Source organism: Laspinema olomoucense D3b (assembly GCF_025370785.1).
GTDB classification, from domain to species: domain Bacteria; phylum Cyanobacteriota; class Cyanobacteriia; order Cyanobacteriales; family Laspinemataceae; genus Laspinema; species Laspinema olomoucense.
In genome coordinates, this window is sequence record NZ_JAMXFA010000068.1 from 1 (window position 1) to 17,647 (window position 17,647).

General features: G+C 48.7%; 25 protein-coding genes. 2 read left to right on the forward strand and 23 right to left on the reverse strand.

Annotation, left to right across the window (positions count from 1 at the left end; genetic code table 11):
- Positions 1–20 precede the first annotated feature (20 nt).
- The 22 genes from NG792_RS27695 to NG792_RS27800 all read right to left on the reverse strand — a co-directional run bounded on the left by NG792_RS27695 (position 21) and on the right by NG792_RS27800 (position 15,670).
- On the reverse strand, positions 21–266 hold the full coding sequence (locus tag NG792_RS27695; protein WP_261237618.1) for a hypothetical protein: 246 nt from the start codon (positions 264–266) through the stop codon (positions 21–23).
- Positions 263–1,441 carry a hypothetical protein gene (locus tag NG792_RS27700; protein ID WP_261237619.1) on the reverse strand — a complete coding sequence of 393 codons (1,179 nt, stop codon included), beginning with the start codon at positions 1,439–1,441 and terminating at the stop codon, positions 263–265. The genes NG792_RS27695 and NG792_RS27700 overlap by 4 nt, the downstream gene beginning before the upstream one ends.
- Complete coding sequence (locus NG792_RS27705) at positions 1,438–2,331, reverse strand: M23 family metallopeptidase (protein ID WP_261237621.1); 894 nt, start codon at positions 2,329–2,331, stop codon at positions 1,438–1,440. The genes NG792_RS27700 and NG792_RS27705 overlap by 4 nt, the downstream gene beginning before the upstream one ends.
- Positions 2,328–2,618, reverse strand: coding sequence for a hypothetical protein (locus NG792_RS27710; protein WP_261237623.1), 291 nt, complete (start codon positions 2,616–2,618; stop codon positions 2,328–2,330). The genes NG792_RS27705 and NG792_RS27710 overlap by 4 nt, the downstream gene beginning before the upstream one ends.
- Positions 2,615–3,076 carry a hypothetical protein gene (locus NG792_RS27715; RefSeq protein ID WP_261237624.1) on the reverse strand — a complete coding sequence of 154 codons (462 nt, stop codon included), beginning with the start codon at positions 3,074–3,076 and terminating at the stop codon, positions 2,615–2,617. Before NG792_RS27715 ends, NG792_RS27710 begins: the two co-directional genes overlap by 4 nt.
- 69 nt (positions 3,077–3,145) lie before the next feature.
- Complete coding sequence (locus NG792_RS27720) at positions 3,146–3,715, reverse strand: hypothetical protein (RefSeq protein WP_261237625.1); 570 nt, start codon at positions 3,713–3,715, stop codon at positions 3,146–3,148.
- A 70-nt stretch (positions 3,716–3,785) separates the two neighbouring features.
- Positions 3,786–5,276 (reverse strand): type IV secretory system conjugative DNA transfer family protein, encoded by a 1,491-nt coding sequence (locus tag NG792_RS27725; RefSeq protein WP_261237626.1) that lies wholly within the window; start codon positions 5,274–5,276, stop codon positions 3,786–3,788.
- The gene (locus tag NG792_RS27730) at positions 5,276–6,247 is read right to left on the reverse strand and encodes a hypothetical protein (protein ID WP_261237627.1); all 972 of its coding nucleotides are present in this window, start codon (positions 6,245–6,247) and stop codon (positions 5,276–5,278) included. The genes NG792_RS27725 and NG792_RS27730 overlap by 1 nt, the downstream gene beginning before the upstream one ends.
- A 24-nt stretch (positions 6,248–6,271) precedes the next feature.
- Positions 6,272–6,532, reverse strand: a complete 261-nt coding sequence (locus NG792_RS27735; RefSeq protein WP_261237628.1) for a hypothetical protein — start codon at positions 6,530–6,532, stop codon at positions 6,272–6,274.
- Between the two features lie 283 nt (positions 6,533–6,815).
- Positions 6,816–7,451: a hypothetical protein gene (locus NG792_RS27740; protein ID WP_261237629.1), complete on the reverse strand. Its 636-nt coding sequence runs from the start codon at positions 7,449–7,451 to the stop codon at positions 6,816–6,818.
- A complete protein-coding gene (locus NG792_RS27745; protein ID WP_261237631.1) occupies positions 7,405–7,878 on the reverse strand; it encodes a hypothetical protein in 474 nt (157 codons plus the stop codon). The genes NG792_RS27740 and NG792_RS27745 overlap by 47 nt, the downstream gene beginning before the upstream one ends.
- A 263-nt stretch (positions 7,879–8,141) precedes the next feature.
- A complete protein-coding gene (locus NG792_RS27750) occupies positions 8,142–8,495 on the reverse strand; it encodes a hypothetical protein (protein WP_261237632.1) in 354 nt (117 codons plus the stop codon).
- A 51-nt stretch (positions 8,496–8,546) separates the two neighbouring features.
- Positions 8,547–9,485, reverse strand: coding sequence for a DUF4007 family protein (locus tag NG792_RS27755; RefSeq protein ID WP_261237633.1), 939 nt, complete (start codon positions 9,483–9,485; stop codon positions 8,547–8,549).
- 90 nt (positions 9,486–9,575) lie between these two features.
- The gene (locus NG792_RS27760) at positions 9,576–10,427 is read right to left on the reverse strand and encodes a DNA cytosine methyltransferase (RefSeq protein ID WP_261237634.1); all 852 of its coding nucleotides are present in this window, start codon (positions 10,425–10,427) and stop codon (positions 9,576–9,578) included.
- 3 nt (positions 10,428–10,430) lie between these two features.
- A complete protein-coding gene (locus tag NG792_RS27765; RefSeq protein WP_261237635.1) occupies positions 10,431–10,718 on the reverse strand; it encodes a hypothetical protein in 288 nt (95 codons plus the stop codon).
- 139 nt (positions 10,719–10,857) lie between these two features.
- Positions 10,858–11,586, reverse strand: coding sequence for a hypothetical protein (locus NG792_RS27770; RefSeq protein ID WP_261237636.1), 729 nt, complete (start codon positions 11,584–11,586; stop codon positions 10,858–10,860).
- Positions 11,587–11,591: 5 nt separating this feature from the next.
- On the reverse strand, positions 11,592–11,846 hold the full coding sequence (locus tag NG792_RS27775) for a hypothetical protein (RefSeq protein ID WP_261237637.1): 255 nt from the start codon (positions 11,844–11,846) through the stop codon (positions 11,592–11,594).
- A gap of 173 nt (positions 11,847–12,019) precedes the next feature.
- The gene (locus NG792_RS27780) at positions 12,020–12,382 is read right to left on the reverse strand and encodes a DUF6876 family protein (RefSeq protein ID WP_261237638.1); all 363 of its coding nucleotides are present in this window, start codon (positions 12,380–12,382) and stop codon (positions 12,020–12,022) included.
- An 83-nt stretch (positions 12,383–12,465) separates the two neighbouring features.
- Positions 12,466–14,301: a hypothetical protein gene (locus NG792_RS27785; RefSeq protein ID WP_261237640.1), complete on the reverse strand. Its 1,836-nt coding sequence runs from the start codon at positions 14,299–14,301 to the stop codon at positions 12,466–12,468.
- 85 nt (positions 14,302–14,386) lie between these two features.
- On the reverse strand, positions 14,387–14,686 hold the full coding sequence (locus tag NG792_RS27790) for a helix-turn-helix domain-containing protein (RefSeq protein WP_261237641.1): 300 nt from the start codon (positions 14,684–14,686) through the stop codon (positions 14,387–14,389).
- 288 nt (positions 14,687–14,974) lie between these two features.
- On the reverse strand, positions 14,975–15,199 hold the full coding sequence (locus NG792_RS27795; RefSeq protein WP_261237642.1) for a helix-turn-helix domain-containing protein: 225 nt from the start codon (positions 15,197–15,199) through the stop codon (positions 14,975–14,977).
- Positions 15,200–15,385: 186 nt separating this feature from the next.
- Positions 15,386–15,670 (reverse strand): helix-turn-helix domain-containing protein, encoded by a 285-nt coding sequence (locus NG792_RS27800; protein WP_261237643.1) that lies wholly within the window; start codon positions 15,668–15,670, stop codon positions 15,386–15,388.
- A gap of 259 nt (positions 15,671–15,929) precedes the next feature.
- Between NG792_RS27800 and NG792_RS27805 the strand changes: the two genes are divergently transcribed.
- Positions 15,930–16,310 (forward strand): hypothetical protein, encoded by a 381-nt coding sequence (locus NG792_RS27805; RefSeq protein WP_261237645.1) that lies wholly within the window; start codon positions 15,930–15,932, stop codon positions 16,308–16,310.
- Here NG792_RS27805 and NG792_RS27810 read toward each other — a convergent pair.
- The gene (locus tag NG792_RS27810) at positions 16,293–16,424 is read right to left on the reverse strand and encodes a hypothetical protein (RefSeq protein WP_261237646.1); all 132 of its coding nucleotides are present in this window, start codon (positions 16,422–16,424) and stop codon (positions 16,293–16,295) included. The two genes, NG792_RS27805 and NG792_RS27810, sit on opposite strands and share 18 nt — an antisense overlap.
- 276 nt (positions 16,425–16,700) lie before the next feature.
- On the opposite strand from NG792_RS27810, the gene NG792_RS27815 reads away from it, so the two are divergent.
- Positions 16,701–17,504 carry a helix-turn-helix domain-containing protein gene (locus NG792_RS27815; protein WP_261237648.1) on the forward strand — a complete coding sequence of 268 codons (804 nt, stop codon included), beginning with the start codon at positions 16,701–16,703 and terminating at the stop codon, positions 17,502–17,504.
- Positions 17,505–17,647 lie beyond the last annotated feature (143 nt).

Here is a 17,647-nt window from a genome sequence, read left to right on the forward strand (position 1 = left end):
ATCATTAAATGGGGCAAACCCTATAATTGCTTTTTTGTCAAGTACAATTTATACCAAATTAGATGAGCTTGCCCTGCTCTATCTGAGGCAAAAGCGCGTTGATTAGCCCGTTTGATTTCGGCTCTGCACTGGGCGGCGCTGGCATTTTCGAGTTGATCGCTGTTAATGCTAATTCCAAAGAATTCAAAATTGAAAGTGACCCAGCCGAAATAGACTCCGCAGACCAGTCCACCACCGAATAATGTGCCTAAAATAAAGTCTTTCACCGTAGATACCCCCGATATTTCAATACATTTCTAATCGCTGTTGCTCGTCTGTTCTGGTCCCAGCGGATGCAAGCGGCCCGCCACTTTTCAGAGCGATGCGGATAAGACTTGACGAAATCATGAGCTTGGTTGCGAGGATTAGCACAAATATTGAACAAGCCACCTGCACTCAATTGACCTGAGTTTTCATCCCGAAAAGACTCGACTCTTGTGGTCAGAATCAAGTCTTCTCCTCGTAATCTTTTCTTGTGTAAATCACCCGCCACTTTGGGAGCAACATCGCTAACTCTGGGTGATGCCTGATTCCACAAGTCGAGAATGTTTAAAAATAGTTCAAAATTTTGTTCCGGTGGTAGACCGTGTTTTTCCATGCGGGAAGCAATCAGATTCACTCGTGATTGTGTCCGCTCCAAGCATCCTTTATTGGCTTCTTCTAATGTGCCGCCACGTCCATAATTGCTGCACCAGCCTTTGTTGAGAACTCTTCTGCCTCCAATCAGACTTGGGTCAATGTGTCCGTGGATTAAACTCGTGTATTGTCCGGATGCAGTCATGTTTCCCTCAGCGTGACCGATCGCCAACACAGCAATCGAATCCATATTCTTGGCGACATCGGCTATTGCTGGGGGAGTTCGGTAGGTGACTTGATGGATAGCATTGACTGTGGGTTTAACGATTGGAGTCTGGGCAATCGTTTGAAGAGTTGTGGGGTTACTCAAGGCGGTAGCTACAGCAATGCCAACCGCAGAGTAAATCAACCAATTCCACGGAAACTCCCGCTGCTGGGGTACGGGTTGGGCGAGACGTTGCATTAACTGTTGGGCATACAATTCGCCGACATTGGTGGCTGAACCGAACGAGTCCGGGTTCAAGTTAGGATGACCAACGAGGCAATTCTCGTTCTGATATGCGCGATCGCCTATTAGTTTGTGGTTACCGCCTGAGCGGGATTTTTTGATAGCAAACAACCCCAGACCTACTGCCGTCACCGTTCCAGCTAGGATAAACCCACTTTGAGCAGCAGCGGCAGTGTCGGGAATGGTTGCCAGTTCGCACATCTGCTTGGCCCCAGGTTCGAGCAACTGGCAGGGCATCACATTGATTTGGTGGTTGATTCCACCGATGGCGATCGCACCGAGGCTGGCTCCTATTAGAATCTTATGCAAAAGTTTCAATGTGACGTGCCTCCTGTTGCCAAGAAATCGCGATAGTCATCGATGAGGGGTTGGGTGAGGGAGCGATCAGTGATGCGATCGCCGCGCACGGGCACCCCGTCTGCACCAATGGAATATTCGTGAATTTGGTTGTGGACGTGAACGCCACTTGTCCGCCCGGTTTGACCCTGGATGCCGATCGCCTCTCCTTTGGTAATGAGCTCGCCCGGTTGTTTTGTCTGAGACCCCTTTACCAAATGCCCAAACAGCCAAAGTTTGCCACCGTCACAGGCAACCTCAACAATCTGGCCCGCACCAAAACCCGTGGAGAGGTTTCCTGTCCGACCTTGGAACCATACCCGGCCAATGACTCCATTGCAAGGGGAAGGGATAGGGACGGCTGTTGACCCGTCCCGTTCAAGCACATAATCATAAGAACCTGTTGGGGTATCATCGTAAAAATGAGGACCGCGATGTTGTTTCAGTGGTTTGAATGGTGCGACTTTTGTTTGAGCATCTGGGGCTGTTGTCTTGCTGGGTTCCTGGTGAGTCGCATTGGTTACCGTGGTTGCCGTCGTTGTTGTTGTCGGTGAATGAGTCCACTCATAAAGTTTGAGGGTGCTTTCGGCCATACGGTTCAGGTCGGGGATTAACATGAACGAGAGCAAGGTTACAGAGGCGATCGCACAGACGGCATTACCTCGACTCACCGCTGCATGATGTTGGGCGATCGCTCGTTCTTTCTCAGCCGCCTGGGATTCCAGATGAGCCAGGAATTGTTGGTTCTCCGCTTCGATGCGATCGCGTTGTTCTTGGAGTTGGCGCTCGGTTCGCAGTTCTCGTCCTTTGAGTTCACGATATTGGAATTCTGGCTCTAATTGCTGGAGTACATCAAGTGAGGTTTGGTTCATAATGCTTGGCAGTGACCGGCATAGACTTCGACTGCTGTGCAGTTGGCGCGTTGAGGTGGCGGTTGGAGTGGCTCATTTGTTGCGGCGGCTGGCGTTGGAGGTGCGGGCAGGGTCGGGATAATTTTAGGTTTGGGAATCGTTTGAATCGACTGTGAGGCTGATTTTCTTAAACTGGGAATAAGTGCAAATTGTCCGATTCCTGGTTTTGCCATGTCGAGTCCGAACAACACCAGCATGAGCAGGACGAGCAAACCTGGGACCCGAGGAATGATTATCCAGCGTTTCATGTTTCTTCCTTATTTTCTTGGTCGTAACAGAACTTGATGAGAGCCACTCCTGCCCCGAATGTTGTTCCCGCATCTTTCACATCTGATATTTCGCCGCCATGAATTGTCAGAAACAGTAAGACGGTTCCTCCTGCCATTGCACAGATATATCCTGATGCTTTAATCGCCTGAAAAATTGCCAAGTCTGCCCATTTTATTTTAGTTTGCTGGGCATCGATAGTTTGAATATTAATAGTCTGAATCTCCGAAGAACCTGAAGAATCTTCAAGCAAATTATTCAGAGACACTAAAACTGGAATCTTCTCCTCAATATCAAGTTTAGGCCAGTCTAAAGGAGGATGTTTCTGTAAATACTGTCTAGCTTTAGTTTCCAGTTCTTGCCGTTGCAATGCGCTGAGTCTAGCCTGCAATGCCGCACCTTTAAGAGGGCGTCCATTTCTGTCGGTTAATTCGTTCATGAGTTAGCTCCAAAACTGAATAAATAACAGCAAGCGACCAGTTTTGAGATACCGTCGCCTGCTGTAGTTTTATCGAGATTGATACTGCTCCACGTTGGTTCGCACGTTCATGATTCGGCTGCGGTCTACTGGGATGGGTCCGTTGTTCGGGACTGGCCCACCTTGCTGACGGATGAGTTGAGTCCGGAAGGTGCGATCGCTCTCCTCAACCAACGGACTTCCTAACTGCGTGACCAACTTGAGTCCCCGCACCGTGGCGTTGCCAGTCCTGGCCGCAACCGGAGCGTTGTAGGGCAAAGGTTCGTTGCTGGCAACACCTGAAATTGCACCTTGGCAAGCACTGAAAAGGCTGGTGACAATGACGAACAGACCGATGCTCATTGACCAATACGCCAGAGAGCGCCAGGGATGTTTGGGATTCGAGTGTTTGAGTGTGTTTCCGACCGCGTTATTGATAGTATCAATGGCAGTTCCTGCGCCCGATTTCATCGCATCAGGCGCACCCTGGAGCCGAACTGAAGCACCATTGGAAGCGCGTTGAATGGCAGCAAGGGCTTGTTGGAGTTGGGTTTGCGCTTGCTGAATTTGAGCTTGAGTTTGAGCATCATTGTTCTCGGTGGGAGTTGGATAAGAATTCATGCTTGTACCTCATTAAAAAGATGAAAAGTCTACTAAATTTTGTGACTTTGGTGGGGGTCTGCCAAACAGGTCAAAGTTTGTCATCCCCTGCCTCATCTGGACGATTTTGTTCCAGAAACTGATTGAATTCCAACGCAATGGCCTGTGGGGATAATGAACGCAAATGGGCGATGTCTTCGTCGTCCGTGGATTCGGCGCGAAACAGTTGTTGCCGCTGGATATCTGTGAGGTCTGGTGCATAGCCAATCTGTCCGCCTGCACTAGAAAAACACACAGGATGATAGGGACGCGCTTCGCTGAGTTTTTTGAGCTTGGCAAAGAGTTGGACTTTTTGGGCATCGTCGCTCGTTGAGCGTTCGATGGCTTTCTTGCACACTTCAATCGATTTCATATTGAAACCTCGACCGATTGCAAACGTACAAAACTGGGCGCTGACTGAGCCATCAAAACCAAGCTGAGAGACATAGGGAGATTGCGAGACAATCCAGAGGAAAATCTTGTCTTCTAAGCCAACGAACGCCAAAGTCTCCGCTAGCTGAATAATCGTTTGGCGGTGTTTGGTGCCACTGGTTAGGTCACAATCTTTGGCAGCTTTGAGTAGCGCGGGCCACTCGTCCAAAATGAGAACGTAGGGGGAGGGGTCATAAACTTGGCCCGACTGCATGGCTTTTTGCCGTTGCTTTTTCCGTTGAGTCTGCTCACCGATCGCCCTGCGGAGCAACTCAACCGCCATCGAAACGCCAACGCTAGGTTTGTCCAGGTCAATGCTGACAATCACTGGAAACCCATCGGCATGGCATAACCGTTCGAGTCCCAAGAACACGGACCCCTTCGGGTCAACGCCATGCCAGATGACATCTGGACAAATTTGTACGACTTCCCGAATCATCCCGCACAATGTGCTGGTCTTGCCCGATTGGGTGATGGCCGGAATCAGCAGGTGAACTTTGATGTTGTCGGAGTTTTGTCCGCATCCAAACACTGCCGCTTGCCGCACCAGATTGAGTTCCGGTTGTTCGGGTTGAGTCTGCGTTTTATTGCCATATCCCAATAGCACGATTGGCTCGGGTGTGGGGGCCCGGACGGAATCGGCGATCGGTTCGGTCTCATGCGGCTGCCATAAATCCCCACCCACAAAACTATCCGCCTCCTGCTCGTTCAAAGATTCGTGATTATGGTTGGTCGTCTTTGGTTGGACTTGGGCTGCCCTTGTGGTTGCGGTAGGCGTCGTTCTAGCTGGCTGATTTCCCGTTACCGGGATGCGTGTTGTCAGCGGTTCGCGCAGCGTCTCTTCATTAGCATCGCGCTTTGAGATCAAACTAGAACCGACCCCGAAAAAGGCAGCGGCGGCAGTTCCCCCGATGGCGATCGCACCACCACCCACAAGCAAAATCATTTTTGCGTTGGTGGGAACGCCAAAGGACATCTCAGCAGTTTGGTTGTTGTAGGGGTTGACCAGCACCGGCACCCGCTCCACCCGCTCGAAGGAGGCCGCAAACATCGTGCCACCCACAAGCCAACTCAAGGGTGCCAGTGCCAGCCATTTCAAATTCAAGGACATCAGAATCCTCCAGGAAATGGGTTGTAAAATTCGATGGGATTGACTTGCCCTGGTGCGGCATCTTCGGGGGGATTGGGTACGACCGATCGCCCGTACATATCCCGCCGTTCCAATTCGGTGGCCACCGCGTCTAATCCTTGCAGTCTCAGCAGCGGGACGAGGGCAGTTTTGAGGTCGGTTTGCCCGTTCATCATGTCCAGGGCAATCGCCACCGCATCGGACTGCGGCAGGTTGGGGTTTTCGGACATGATATTTACGAGCAATTGCACCATGCCCACTGCTTGGGTCAGGTGCGGGGACAACTTTTCGTAGACCAAGCGGCGCTGAGGTTGGCCATTCTCATCAAGGACAGGTTTTCCGTTAGAGTCCGTTTTTAGGTTAGATGGGTCATTCCAAACCAGCGTAGACCCCTCGCCACCCGCACCGAGATTGACCTTTTTCATCGCTTCAATGGCAGAAGCATATTTGATGGTAGCCGGGTGTTTGCCAAAGTTGGGGTTGTTGCGATCGCCCCGGGATTCCTGGACTCTGGTATTGAATGCAGTCGCCTCGTTGACGATGGCCATTTGCAGATAGCCCATCGCCTCGGGGTTGTTTGGGTTCAAGTCAAACTGCGTGATTTTGGCAACTTCGCCAATCCGTTTATTTTGCAGTTGGTTTTGGCTGGATGACCGAATCGCCTCCAAACAGGCCACCTCAGTCGCGTTGCAGTTGGCCGGATCGACTTGGGTGACATGAGTTGCGCTTTGGCTCATCATGCCATCGCTGTGAACGATCGCAATCACCGAAAGCATCAACGTGGCAAACGCTGCGGCCAATCCAGCAGCTAAATAGCGGTTGAGTAATAGCCCGAGCAGATTAGCTTTGAGTTGGCCTAACTGCGGCAGTCGTGAGTTTGAGTCGGCTATTTCGTTAGTTAACTCATCAAGGTATGGATAGTTTGTATCAAGTCCTGGATTCGCAACGGTCATGGCTTGCTCTCCTAATAGAAAAAATTAGTAGTGAACGATATTGCCCGTGGTGTCGATACAGCAAGGATTTAAGGCACTTTCTTCTTGCAGAAACAACAGGTACTCAATAACCGGCACGACGAACGCACCAACGAGCAATCCTCCAGCCAACATGGCCGGAGTAAATGCGATTGCTACTGTTCCATGTGTCACACAGCCGATCGCCGCGCCAACTAAACTCGACCAAGTGATACCAATCGCCAGATGTCGTGCACGGGTTTTCAAAGTGTTGAGTAGATTTTTCATTGAATTTTGCGAAGTTGGTTGAAGCTGTACTGGATAAACGCAACCGAGGCGATCGTGCCCAAGCAAATCCCGGTGATGCCACCCACCAAAAGCCGCTCATGCAAGGGTTTGGCGGGCTGGATTGCCACGGCTATCGTGGTGGTGGTGACGGTGGTCAATGTGTGGATTCCTATCGAGGCGATCGCACACCACCGGGCCACCTCCAGCCGTTCTTCAGATTGAATTTTTATTTGGTGCTGGTAGGTGGCGATCGTTTGAACGGTGTCTGCCCGGGCGCGTTCGGTTACTCGTTCGACAAGGTAGGCGTGATTTGCTTGCGGGACGGTGACGAACCCAGGGCCGGTACGTTGGTCGGTTTCTGCCAGTCCAGCAAGTTGTCCATCCCAGTTTGGAGCGATTCCAACGCGCTGGCGATCGCTTCGCTGCACTTCCCCCGTTCGTCGGACTGCCAGCCTTGAGTGAGATTGGCCTGGACTTGCAGCGTTAGAAACTCATAGCCCATTGCCGTGATTTGGTCGCTCATCGGTTGGTAGGTGGTCCTGAGCATTTCGTAGATAAAATCCGGGATGCTACCCTTGGCTAATTGCTCTGGAGCAACTCCATAACGTGCTTGGAAATAGGCATCTAAATCAAATTTGTTGTTAGAGTGCGGCTCCCGTTGCTGGGTTTTATGGGTAGCTAATAAAATCATTTCGTCCAGCAACTTTTGAGCTAAAACTTCCAGGGGAATTTTGTGGGTGCGAGATTTCTCCAGTAACCGTTCTAACAACGATTCAAGCTGCAAGGGCTGGTTGAGTTTGCTTGAGTGCGTGTTGATAGTTCCGGCTCCATCAACCGCCAAACCAAAGATGGCGCAGACGGACTCAATTTGGTCAGGTTCGAGTTCCAGTTGGGTCGCTAGTTCGAGGATGTTTGGCATGGGTGGGTTCTCCTTTTTCTTCGATGTAATCAATCAGGCATTGCATGACCATCTGTTGCCCTCGGTGGGTAGTCTGGGGCAACCAAAATTCTTGCAACGCCAACTTTAACGAGCCGCATCCGGTCATCTTGAAAAATACATCCTGCAATCGCAGGGCTTTTCCCTTTTTCACGACCCTATCTCGGTAGATGTCGTAGTTGATGTTGAGCTTGCTAATCCCGAACCAGGCAAAATGCACCATCAACACCTGGTTGAAATCGATGAAAGTGCCGTTGGGACCTTTCGGGACTTTCAACCCGACCAAAGGTAGCTCGGTATCGACAATGTAGTGTCTGAGGGTATCGTATCCGCAGCCATAAAGCGCGATTAGACGCCCTTTTGTGTAAGGGGTATATTCCGCAAGTATTTCGACGGTTTTTGCTTCCATTGGGCATAATCTAAACCTATTGTTTATTTACGACCCCGGCCTAAATTGATACAAAATTTTTCCCCAGCGCATTAGTAATCCGAATCCGCTGCCTTTCTATTTAGTCCTAATTTGGGTCGAAGTCGCAATTCGTTACTTTTATTAAAGTCTGACAGTTTAAATAGTGCAACCCTTAAACGAACAATTTCTGGTCAATTTTAAACAGAAAAAATTCCCCTCCATTGGGAGGGGATGGTTGAGGTTTTTGTTGGATGAACTAAGGATTAAAAGCGGTTGCCCATTTTTTGAATTTCGTCGGGATAGACTTGGGCCAGCAATGCCAGAAGAGAGGTGAATGGACAGGGAATCTTCGAGAAAGTTAGACCCGGACCCCATTTGTCGATGCGCGACTCTAAGATAATTTCGCCGGTGAATTTACTCAAAACTGCCGCTAAAAACCGGATACACCGGGAACGACGGCCAGACCGAGCATTCAGTTTGTCACCGGGATGACGTAACGGTAAAAATCGGTCACAAAATTCTTCGGGACGCATTCGCAGAGGTGGGGTGGTGGCAGACTTGGAGGAGGTTCCGTTAGCGTTTGGGTTGGATGATGAGGCTTGGATTGCATACATCATAAAAAATCCTTTTGGTAAATGGTTAGAGTGATGGGGATTGATTTCGGTGAACTAGCAAAAGTTTGGGATTCCGTTGGGTGAGTGGTGAAAACTATCCAAGATTTTGGCCTGCAACCGATTGTTGGTGTCGAGGATTAACTTGATGCCTTCCGCTTGCTCCAGATGGTTGGCGATCGCATCTTCCCCCAACTTAAATATTTGGCCAGGGCTGTTCGGTTGGTAGGCCAGTTGCGCGAGTGGGATTTGGCGGGTCTGTTTTCGATCGGCATACTGCACAGTTGCCAGCACAATCCATTTTGTCGGAACGCAACGGTTATTGGATGCCCACGAATATTGGGTGTAAAATCCCGTCTTGCCGGATCGCTTAAAATATTCGATTTCAGTGGCCCGAATCAGCCTGAGTGGACTCAACAAACTCCCGCGACCCCATGCAAAAGATTCGGGCCGTTGGTAGCAACTCAAAATCGTGGTTAAATCTTTTTGCGCCATCTCTGCTGGGTTGCGTCGCTCAGTATGAGTCTGGAGGAATTTCGTTAGTTGCGATCGCACCCCATCTTCCTCAAATTCTGGATGGTTTAAGCGGTTGAATAGCCACCACCAACTCGGCATCAGACAAGGCGGTTCTAGCCCCCAATAATGCAGTAAACAAGGCGTTTCTGCATACTCTAAATATGGATCAAACTTTTCAAAGAGCCACCGGCCTCGTTCCGTTGGCATCAGATAGTTTTGTTGATACTCAGCCAACTTGAGGACGACTAACCAATAAACGGTGCTGGCAAATTGGCGGCTACCGATTCCCAATCTAGCTGGAATCTCCGGTCGGGAATACTCCAACGGCGAGGAGGCGGTAAGCGAAGCTATGCCGTTGGCAATCGCATCCCACACTCGCCGCAACCGCAAGGCTTCGGGATGCAATCCTTGGTGGCTCCCTCTGACATCAGCAAAGTTAGCCCAAAAGTGAGTTCCTAAATTCAGTTGAAGTTGTTGCATTATAAATGACTCCAAAATCGCAGACTCACGGCTAAACTCACGACACCAACTAAAAACAGATAATAACCAATCCAAAACATCGGAGTCCTCCTAAAATAAGTCGAGTTGTTCGTATTCTGAACCCGTATTACTACGGGACTTTGTTTTTGCTGGGCTAGTCGATTGAGTAGAGACCCAATTATGTTGAGATTTCAGTGAGGATTTAAGTGCCTGATAACTGCTATAACCGCGCTCGTCCAAACACTGGCAAAACGCATCCAACACCGGGATTCCTTCTGGGGTAGTCATTTTTAGGATTTCTGGCACATTTTCGAGTACGAAAAACTTGGGGTTAATTTCGCAAATTAAACGGGCAAACTCGAAAATCAATTGGTTGCGCGGGTCAAGGGGACTACGGTTACGGTTGATGCGACTAAATCCTTGGCAGGGTGGCCCGCCAATAATCACATCAATTTCACCGCGTTCTAGTCCGAGCCAACCGAGCAATTCTTTGCCTTCGAGTTGACAAATATCGCCCAGGTAAAAATGGGGACAACCTGGAATTTCTGGGTGAGCAGAGCGCCACCCGCCGCCACTGATAAATGGAACTTGGGCTGCACTATCCCATTTATTTTGGTTTTGTTTTTCGTGGCGTATTGCTGCTTTTTCCAGTTGGGTTCGGTCAGCCTCATTACCGTAGTGAAATTCGCAGGGATAAGCACCTAAATTGTACATATAGGTAAGTGCGGCATTAACATCATTATCAGCCGCCGCAGCAACTTGAAATCCAGCCTCCATAAAACCCAAACTAAATCCACCGGCCCCACAGAACAAATCGATGACAATCGGGTAGGATTTGCAAGCCGAACATTTTTGTGGCAGCAGCAAACCTGAAGGAGATAAGACAAAATCTTGGGTTAGTGTTAGCAAATATGAATCTAATGCTAAAGCAAAGTTTGTCATAGTTTATCGACTCTTTTTGCGAGTTTTTTTGCCAATAGATGTGCCAATTTTGCTGGTCAAAATATCCAGCACTTGTGCCGCATTCTTCTTGCGGTATTCGCTTCGGATACTCCGAGCAAATTCGTGGGCTTTCTGAATCGAACAAAAACCTGAAATTTTCAAGAATATGGCTCCCATTTGGTTATTAATAAGTTCTCGCAGGTAAATGCAACCTGACTCCTCATCGCGCACCACAAAAGTGGTCCAGCGCCGCAAGGTGGGTTTTGAGTAGTTTTTGGTACTAATTTTCATCACGCCTTCCTCTTCCTCGGTGAATGTTTGAGCGTTTTTCGTTAGCAACAAGAATGATTGGCGGGTTGATTTTAAGAGGTGGCAAGATTGGAGTGTTATTCAACCCGACAATCAGGGCAAAAGTGAACATAAATTAAACCTAATTTTGTCGTTGTTTTAGACGGTAAATTAACGAAGATAAATACATCATGATTTGTGCATTTTCGCTCTTTTCAACCTCTTGCAAACGTTCTTCAGCCAGTTTGAGCGCGTTGAGAAGATATTGGTCAAGGTATTCCGTAATCGCATAGATGGCTTCCTGCTCAAATCTCATCCAATCTTGGACTAGCTCCCCAAATTCTTGGGCTGACAGTTGAGGATATTGGTCATCATTTTGCACTACTTCTTGATAGAAGTTTTGGAGATTTGTTTGGATTTGTTCTCGCTGCTCTGGCGTCAAAATTGGCTCAGGGTAAGTATATTCCTGCCATCTAATTAAAAACCTTTTGCTATGAATGTATTGCCCTAGCCAAATTTGATTTTTTTGTTGGTCTAACAACAAACTATAAACTGGATAGCTATCGTCGGAACCTAGGTCGCAGCCAATTAAATGTATCGCTACAGCAAAATGGTCAATAAAAGCAGAGTAGATCCGGTAAGAATCGGTATGCCCACTATAAATGTCCTCTACATAGCAGTTTGTAGCTTGGTACGTTAAAACAATGTATCGTTTGTCGGGTTCATTGTCGATTTGCAACGCGGATAAAAGTTTCGGTGGAATGCCCATCGGCAGGAGGTAGGCATTCGGAATTTCAGTTTGGGGAGTCGGCGCAGACTCAAACTCAAACCCTTCAAAATGGCAGGTGATTTGGTGCTGTTGATTGGTCATGGTGATTAATTTTGTTCAAATTTTTCAGTGAATTGCCAGATTTTGGTAGTCAATCCTTCGATTTTTTGGCAGGCTTGGATAAACTTGTCAGCTAGTTCTTGGTTGGGGAATATGGCCAGGATGTTGCCTTTGTCTTCGGTTATGCCGCTGCCTATTTCTGCTCCTTGAAATAAACCGCCTATCGCACTGACGATTACTCGATAGAAGTGGCTTTCTTCGGAAGGAAAATAAATATCAACAGCAGTTGTTTGAGAATCCATTTTTGATACCCTTAGAAATGGAAAAAGTAAGAACCAACACAATAGTTTGGGTTGTACTCGGTAAGCGGAATGTTTGACTCTGCCTCCAATTTGAACGGGAGAGGCAGAGTCAAAAACTCAGAGTTAGCTATATAAAACCGGGCTGCTCAGTGTGGGTACAGTCGCATACCTAATCAATATTCATTGGTCAACATCAACACTTTTTGGGTGAGATAAAGTTTGATGTGCGGCAACGGAAAATCTGTGTACTCAATTTTTTGCGTTAGTACCGGATCATCAGTATCCCGTGATAAGGTCAGCACTGCCGAATGGTTTTTCACCGCAAGTTCCCAAACTTGAAAGTCTTGCAGCATCGGGTCATCTTTGACGCGGACATCCGGTTGGTACGAGCCGATCGCATCTATCAGCCAATGGGCTTGGCCTTTCTCAGCCAGATATTGTACCCCGTCAGTCAGCACGAAAGCGCCGAGCCAGTGGCGGTGATAGGCGGTGGTGCCGATAAATTGTTTAAGTTCGGATTCTGTGAGTTCAGGCATCAGATTGATTATACTAAGATAGTCCATCTGATGTGAGCGCAAGCTCCCCCGTGATTTTTGATTTGGCCTACCTCACTTATGCATTAACCCATCTCCAACGTGGACTCTGCCTGTAGGACAGACTCGGCAAACTGGGCGATCGCAGCCCAACCGCGATAGAACAGACCATAAGGGCTGCGATACCCCTTCTCTGTCCAACCGGGAAGGCACTGTTTCGAGGCAGCAGCGGCAAAGGTTTCGGAAATAGAATCCAGGCCCCTATCGCCCAACATGGCCTCCAAACGCAAATCTTCCGCGCAGATATGCCAAGTTGCACCTGCATCGGTTTTAATATGGACAAAGTTGACCGAATCCGGCTCAGTTGTTACGGTGACAAATTCGCCGGTGGCTGGATGTTGCGGTTTGACCACCAAGACCCGATCGCCTTCGTTGACAGCAGAAGCGGGGATGGGATGGGCCATTTGCGCGAGTAGGGCCTTGTAAGTATTGACCTGGGTATTTTGTGCCGGGGTGGTTGGCTGTTGCGAGTTTTGTTGGTGTGCCGCTAATTCGGCTTCTAGGGCCATGACTTTCGCCACCAACGTTGAGTTATCGCTGTATTTCAGGCTTTGCTTGGATGCCGCCATTTCTGAAGCTAGGGCATTGTATCGTTGCTGCATCTGCTCAAGTTGAATGAGCAGTTGTTGGTTTTGCGCTCTCAACTGCTCCAAGACCTCATCCGACCGGGTGGCCTCCACCTGAGTTAATTGTTGTTTGAGCAGATGAATTTCTAAATCTTTTTGGGCATTTTCTTGAAGCAACGTTTGCAGTTGTTGGTTTTCTCGTTCGAGGCGATCGCGCTGGGCTTGCAATCCATGAATCAGGGCCGTCGCTTTGTCCGCTTCTTTGAGTTGGGCGCTCAAATCCCGGACTTGGCGTTCGAGTTCCGCGAGGCGTTCCGACTGCTGCGGTTGGGGAACCACCGGCGCGAGTTTTTGCATACTCAACGCTTTTTGGAGATGACGATGACGAGGAACGATTGGACCCTCTTCCCCAGCTTCTTGCCTCGCCAAGGTCCGAACACAAGAGCGAAATTGTTGAGAACCTGCCTCATCCAATCCCAGGCCGCGCTCTATCCATTTGAGTTGGGTTTCGATGATAGCATCATCCGGGTCTCCGCAGTTGGCGAGGAAGTTGGCAATTCCCTGGTTAGATTTACGTCTGGGTTGGGGTTTGATGAGTTTATCAATGTTCCAATCGGTCAGGGTTTGCACCGCCTCAATTAAATGGTCGGTGAGGACCACCGGCTCGGTGGCGTCCGGTTGGGACATTTGAGCTAGACGTTGGGCCTCCGCTTGCAGGGTCGCGAGACTTTCCTCATCCATCTCGCAGGAGGCGTAGGAAATTAAGCGCCAATCGGCAATTGTAGCGGGTTGTCCTAACGTAATCGTTTTCCGGGTCTGGCGGATGCTGGCGGCGGTCTGCTTACCCGCTTTGAGCAGTTTCACCAGTAAATGCTCATCGCTGATTTTGGTGAGTTCTTTGACGGCACTGATGGACCAGGATTGGACCGAGTTGAGGATGAGCTTTTGGATGCGTTGACGTTGGCTGTCAAACCATTGGGAAATTTGTATTAGGGACCGAGCCATCCAAGTGGAACCCCCAAAGTCGGAGGACTCCAGCCACTCATTAAACCGTTCAGCCGCTTCGGTCGAACCATTCTCTTCGGACAGTTCTTGGAGGATGTGGCGAAAGCTGCGCCCAATCTCTAGGCCACTAACAAAAGTGTGCTGGACGAAACTGAAAAATTGCTGTAACGTTTCCTGGGCTTGGCTTTGGAGCGCCGGTGAACCAAAATTGCTGTAGTTGTACTCTAAACGCAGGTTTAGCGGAATTGGGCTAAAACAGGGTTTAGCTGTAGATGCTTGTCCCTTATTCATGATATGATGACCTTACTTATATATGGCTAGGGCGGGTGGTACCGCTCTTTTTTGTCGCTCTTGATAGACTATAGTAAACTATAGTTTATTCTGTCACCCCTTTTTTGTAACGAATTGTAAACAGTTCGTCTAGACTGGAGAGATGAAAGTATGCAATCAATGCCTGAATCGTTCCTGCATCCCAGCGTCGGACTGAATTGCGTTGATAAGAACGAATCACGCTTGCAGAGAGTCCGGTTTCCTGGCTTAGGGCCATTTGACTGATTCCTCGGGATTGCATGATGGCGTCTAAATTACAGACGATTTCAATCTCTGAACCAAACTTAAGTACGGCAGGGCGTTCATCTGGGAGTGGGGGTGGTTGTCGTTTGTTGGAATTATCCATGAACAATCCGCCTCTTAGGTGACGGATAGTATTTTAATCGACTAATCTCTCCGGATCCCATGAATGACTGAAAAACTGTTTTAACGTCTCCTAGGCTTGGTTTTGGAGTTCCGGTGAACCAAAACTGCTGTAGTCGTACTCTAAGCGGAGGTTTAGCAGAATTGGGCTAAAAAACGCTTGAGATGTAGATGCTGATAGGCTTTCATGGTATAGTGGATGCAGTATTTATTTGTGCTTAGGGCGGCCGTCACCGCTCTTTTTTGTATCTTAAGCTAGATAGGTATTTATTTACACATCTTCATTGTGAAGAATTGTAAAGAACTGGTCGAGGGAGTCAACCTCAAAGAAGTCGAGTAGTTTTTCTAAACTGGCCTTATCGATTCGACTAAAGCGGTTGTTTTGTAAGGCCCGGACTGTGATGGGACTTAAACCAGTCTCTCTTTTGAGGTCAAGTTGGGTGAGCCCTTTGCTGGCCATAAATTGGTCTAGGTTGCATTTTATTTTTCTTCCCACTGGTTAATCCTTATTGGATGGTCTTGGATTTTAGCTATCTATCTATCTATCTAAGATATTAGATTAGACCCATCCCACTAAGGGCTTTTGCTGGAAGGAGACGATCGCGCCGGTCGCCGAGTTAGTCAGATTTAGCCCTCCTCTGACTTTTTCCTGGCTTAATTTTATCGATTAATCGAAAATTCGTCAATCCTGGGAATTGTAAATAATTGTGAACAATTCGTCCAGGGACTCTAAATTGAAGTAGTTAATCAGGGCGCATAACGTTCCTTTGTCAAACCTCTTAGCGGTGTTTTCTCGGATATTGCGGAGGGCTGCTGCTCCAATTTTTGTCGCTTCACTGAGCTCCTGTTGAGTCAGACCCCGCTCCTCCATTAACTCGTCTAGTCGGCAGTGAAGCTCGATTTCAACGTTTTGAAGTGCCGGTCTTTTGTTTTGGGGTGTGTATGGAGGGGGTTGTCTAGCAGGCATGGACCTTGTTGATTTGTCAATAAAGAGTCAAATCGTATTGTCCCTTGCTTCGTAGATTTCTGTGGGTGGAAGAATGCGATATCGCCGATCGCCAAGTTAGTCAGAGTGAGTCCTCCTTAGAGCCATGACACTTTCCTTGTTAAAATAAAGATAGCATTTACCGCATTACTAGCAATTGCTGTCCTTGTAAACTTTGTTAAAGCGCCAAGATTCACAAGGGGTGAAAGCTAAGATGGTGAGCAGAACACGCTTTTTCCCAATGGCAACTCCAAAAAAACACAAACGTCTTAATCTTGTACTGCCCGAGTGGATTCACCGAGGGCTTAAGCGCCTGGTGGCCGATGAAGGCGTCACGATCCAATCCTGGATAGAAGAAACCATCAAAGCGGCGGTCCTGGAGGGCGGATATGCGACCCCTCCCCTCAACTACCACTCTCTGGCTGCTCTAGTTCTTGACAACTATAAAGTTTTACAAGAAGAAACCACGATTACAGAGTCTCGACTGGAGGCGATCGCCGCTGGGGCAGTTGCCTCCGAAGCTGATCTGGTCCGAATTGCCAGAGCACTAGATTTAGAGGAAGAATTTGTCATGGGTCTTGCTCAACAAGAAGCAAATGGCGGTTTAGCCAAGGCCAGCTAACGTTTTCGGAATGCGGTAGAGGAAGTCCCACTCCCCTGGGGGCGATCGCAGTTTTGAAAGGGGACGGAACAGGGTCCCGCTACCTTGCTCGCTCAGGATAGAAATAGCAGGCATGGTACAATCTCGATCGCTGATTTGGGTTAATCAAGGGGATCCGCCCCCCTGTTTTTGCTTCATGTAGAAGCCCCTAGAGCCACAATAGACGAACCCTACTGGGCTTTTGCGAGCTTATGAGCAGATGACGTTCATTTGCTCGTTACATTCAGGTTAATGAAATTGGTCGTAACTGTCAAGGTTTTATCGAGTCAATTCTGTAAAGAAATGTGACAAGTTCAGGGGTTAGTCAAAATTGATTGGGTGGGTTGTAGCAACATTACGACTAAGTGCTAAGTGAGCGATCGCAAGGAAGAAGAAGCAACGCCGCAGATGCGTTTGGCGCAGTTGGCAAGGTTTCTCGGTGAAATTTTAGGAGAACCGAATGATACGGCCCTAGCGCAGCGGATTGGGATGGAACGCAGTGCATTTCGGCGATTAAAAGCTGGGGAAAGCACCAATGTTTACAAAAAAAACCGAGAAGCGCTCCTAAATTTCTTGGGAGTGACGGTGGATGAGCTCAATGCCTATATCACCGGAGAATTGCCCTTAACGAAGTTGGTCAGGAATGTCATGACTGCACCCAACTCAGCGGCGGCCTTCGATGAAATTGTGGAACGCTTACCTTACCTAAAATTTTCGGATCTGTTGCGCTTGTGGGAGCAGATCAATCAAACACTTTTTCAGGTATTCCAACCCTTCCGTAGACATCTCGATCGCATGGGGATGGGTCGAGGGGTAGAACCGATCGCGGATCTGATGCCCGTGATTGGTTTGCAAGATCTGCTGATTGCGGAGATGAGAAGCCGGAGACTACTCCTTAACGACACCGGATGGGAGATTTTGGCGTCGGAATCGACCCTCCCAGCCCAGCGCTTGCAAGAATTGGCATCAGGATCGCAGCCGACTCATTTGGATATCATTGCCATCGAAGCGCTTCTGAAATCAACCCGGCAACCGGACGAATCCCCCTGGAGTCAATCCGACTTAGAAGCTTTGGTGGAGCGAGATTTTGGTGGATTAGCGGATTGGGAACAGGCGGATGAGCCCGAAAAAGATTCTCCTGCCCAGAATGGCGATCCCCTGACATCTTCGAGTTGACGGCTGACTGGGTTGGGGGTTGAAGAAGCAAACGGAGCATCCCGACGAATTGTTGCCGAAGAGGTTTTATCCCTCTTTTGTCACTCTAGGCAGAGGAAAATAAGAAATGTCCATCAGCCGAAGGAGGGAAGAGCGCGAAGCAA

Coding starts and splice junctions, on each gene's coding strand:
- NG792_RS27705 (WP_261237621.1), bottom strand. CDS start 2,331: ATGAACCAAACCTCACTTGATGTACTCCAGCAATTAGAGCCAGAATTC.
- NG792_RS27710 (WP_261237623.1), bottom strand. CDS start 2,618: ATGAAACGCTGGATAATCATTCCTCGGGTCCCAGGTTTGCTCGTCCTG.
- NG792_RS27715 (WP_261237624.1), bottom strand. CDS start 3,076: ATGAACGAATTAACCGACAGAAATGGACGCCCTCTTAAAGGTGCGGCA.
- NG792_RS27720 (WP_261237625.1), bottom strand. CDS start 3,715: ATGAATTCTTATCCAACTCCCACCGAGAACAATGATGCTCAAACTCAA.
- NG792_RS27725 (WP_261237626.1), bottom strand. CDS start 5,276: ATGTCCTTGAATTTGAAATGGCTGGCACTGGCACCCTTGAGTTGGCTT.
- NG792_RS27730 (WP_261237627.1), bottom strand. CDS start 6,247: ATGACCGTTGCGAATCCAGGACTTGATACAAACTATCCATACCTTGAT.
- NG792_RS27735 (WP_261237628.1), bottom strand. CDS start 6,532: ATGAAAAATCTACTCAACACTTTGAAAACCCGTGCACGACATCTGGCG.
- NG792_RS27740 (WP_261237629.1), bottom strand. CDS start 7,451: ATGCCAAACATCCTCGAACTAGCGACCCAACTGGAACTCGAACCTGAC.
- NG792_RS27745 (WP_261237631.1), bottom strand. CDS start 7,878: ATGGAAGCAAAAACCGTCGAAATACTTGCGGAATATACCCCTTACACA.
- NG792_RS27750 (WP_261237632.1), bottom strand. CDS start 8,495: ATGATGTATGCAATCCAAGCCTCATCATCCAACCCAAACGCTAACGGA.
- NG792_RS27755 (WP_261237633.1), bottom strand. CDS start 9,485: ATGCAACAACTTCAACTGAATTTAGGAACTCACTTTTGGGCTAACTTT.
- NG792_RS27760 (WP_261237634.1), bottom strand. CDS start 10,427: ATGACAAACTTTGCTTTAGCATTAGATTCATATTTGCTAACACTAACC.
- NG792_RS27765 (WP_261237635.1), bottom strand. CDS start 10,718: ATGAAAATTAGTACCAAAAACTACTCAAAACCCACCTTGCGGCGCTGG.
- NG792_RS27770 (WP_261237636.1), bottom strand. CDS start 11,586: ATGACCAATCAACAGCACCAAATCACCTGCCATTTTGAAGGGTTTGAG.
- NG792_RS27775 (WP_261237637.1), bottom strand. CDS start 11,846: ATGGATTCTCAAACAACTGCTGTTGATATTTATTTTCCTTCCGAAGAA.
- NG792_RS27780 (WP_261237638.1), bottom strand. CDS start 12,382: ATGCCTGAACTCACAGAATCCGAACTTAAACAATTTATCGGCACCACC.
- NG792_RS27785 (WP_261237640.1), bottom strand. CDS start 14,301: ATGAATAAGGGACAAGCATCTACAGCTAAACCCTGTTTTAGCCCAATT.
- NG792_RS27790 (WP_261237641.1), bottom strand. CDS start 14,686: ATGGATAATTCCAACAAACGACAACCACCCCCACTCCCAGATGAACGC.
- NG792_RS27800 (WP_261237643.1), bottom strand. CDS start 15,670: ATGCCTGCTAGACAACCCCCTCCATACACACCCCAAAACAAAAGACCG.
- NG792_RS27805 (WP_261237645.1), top strand. CDS start 15,930: ATGGCAACTCCAAAAAAACACAAACGTCTTAATCTTGTACTGCCCGAG.
- NG792_RS27810 (WP_261237646.1), bottom strand. CDS start 16,424: ATGCCTGCTATTTCTATCCTGAGCGAGCAAGGTAGCGGGACCCTGTTC.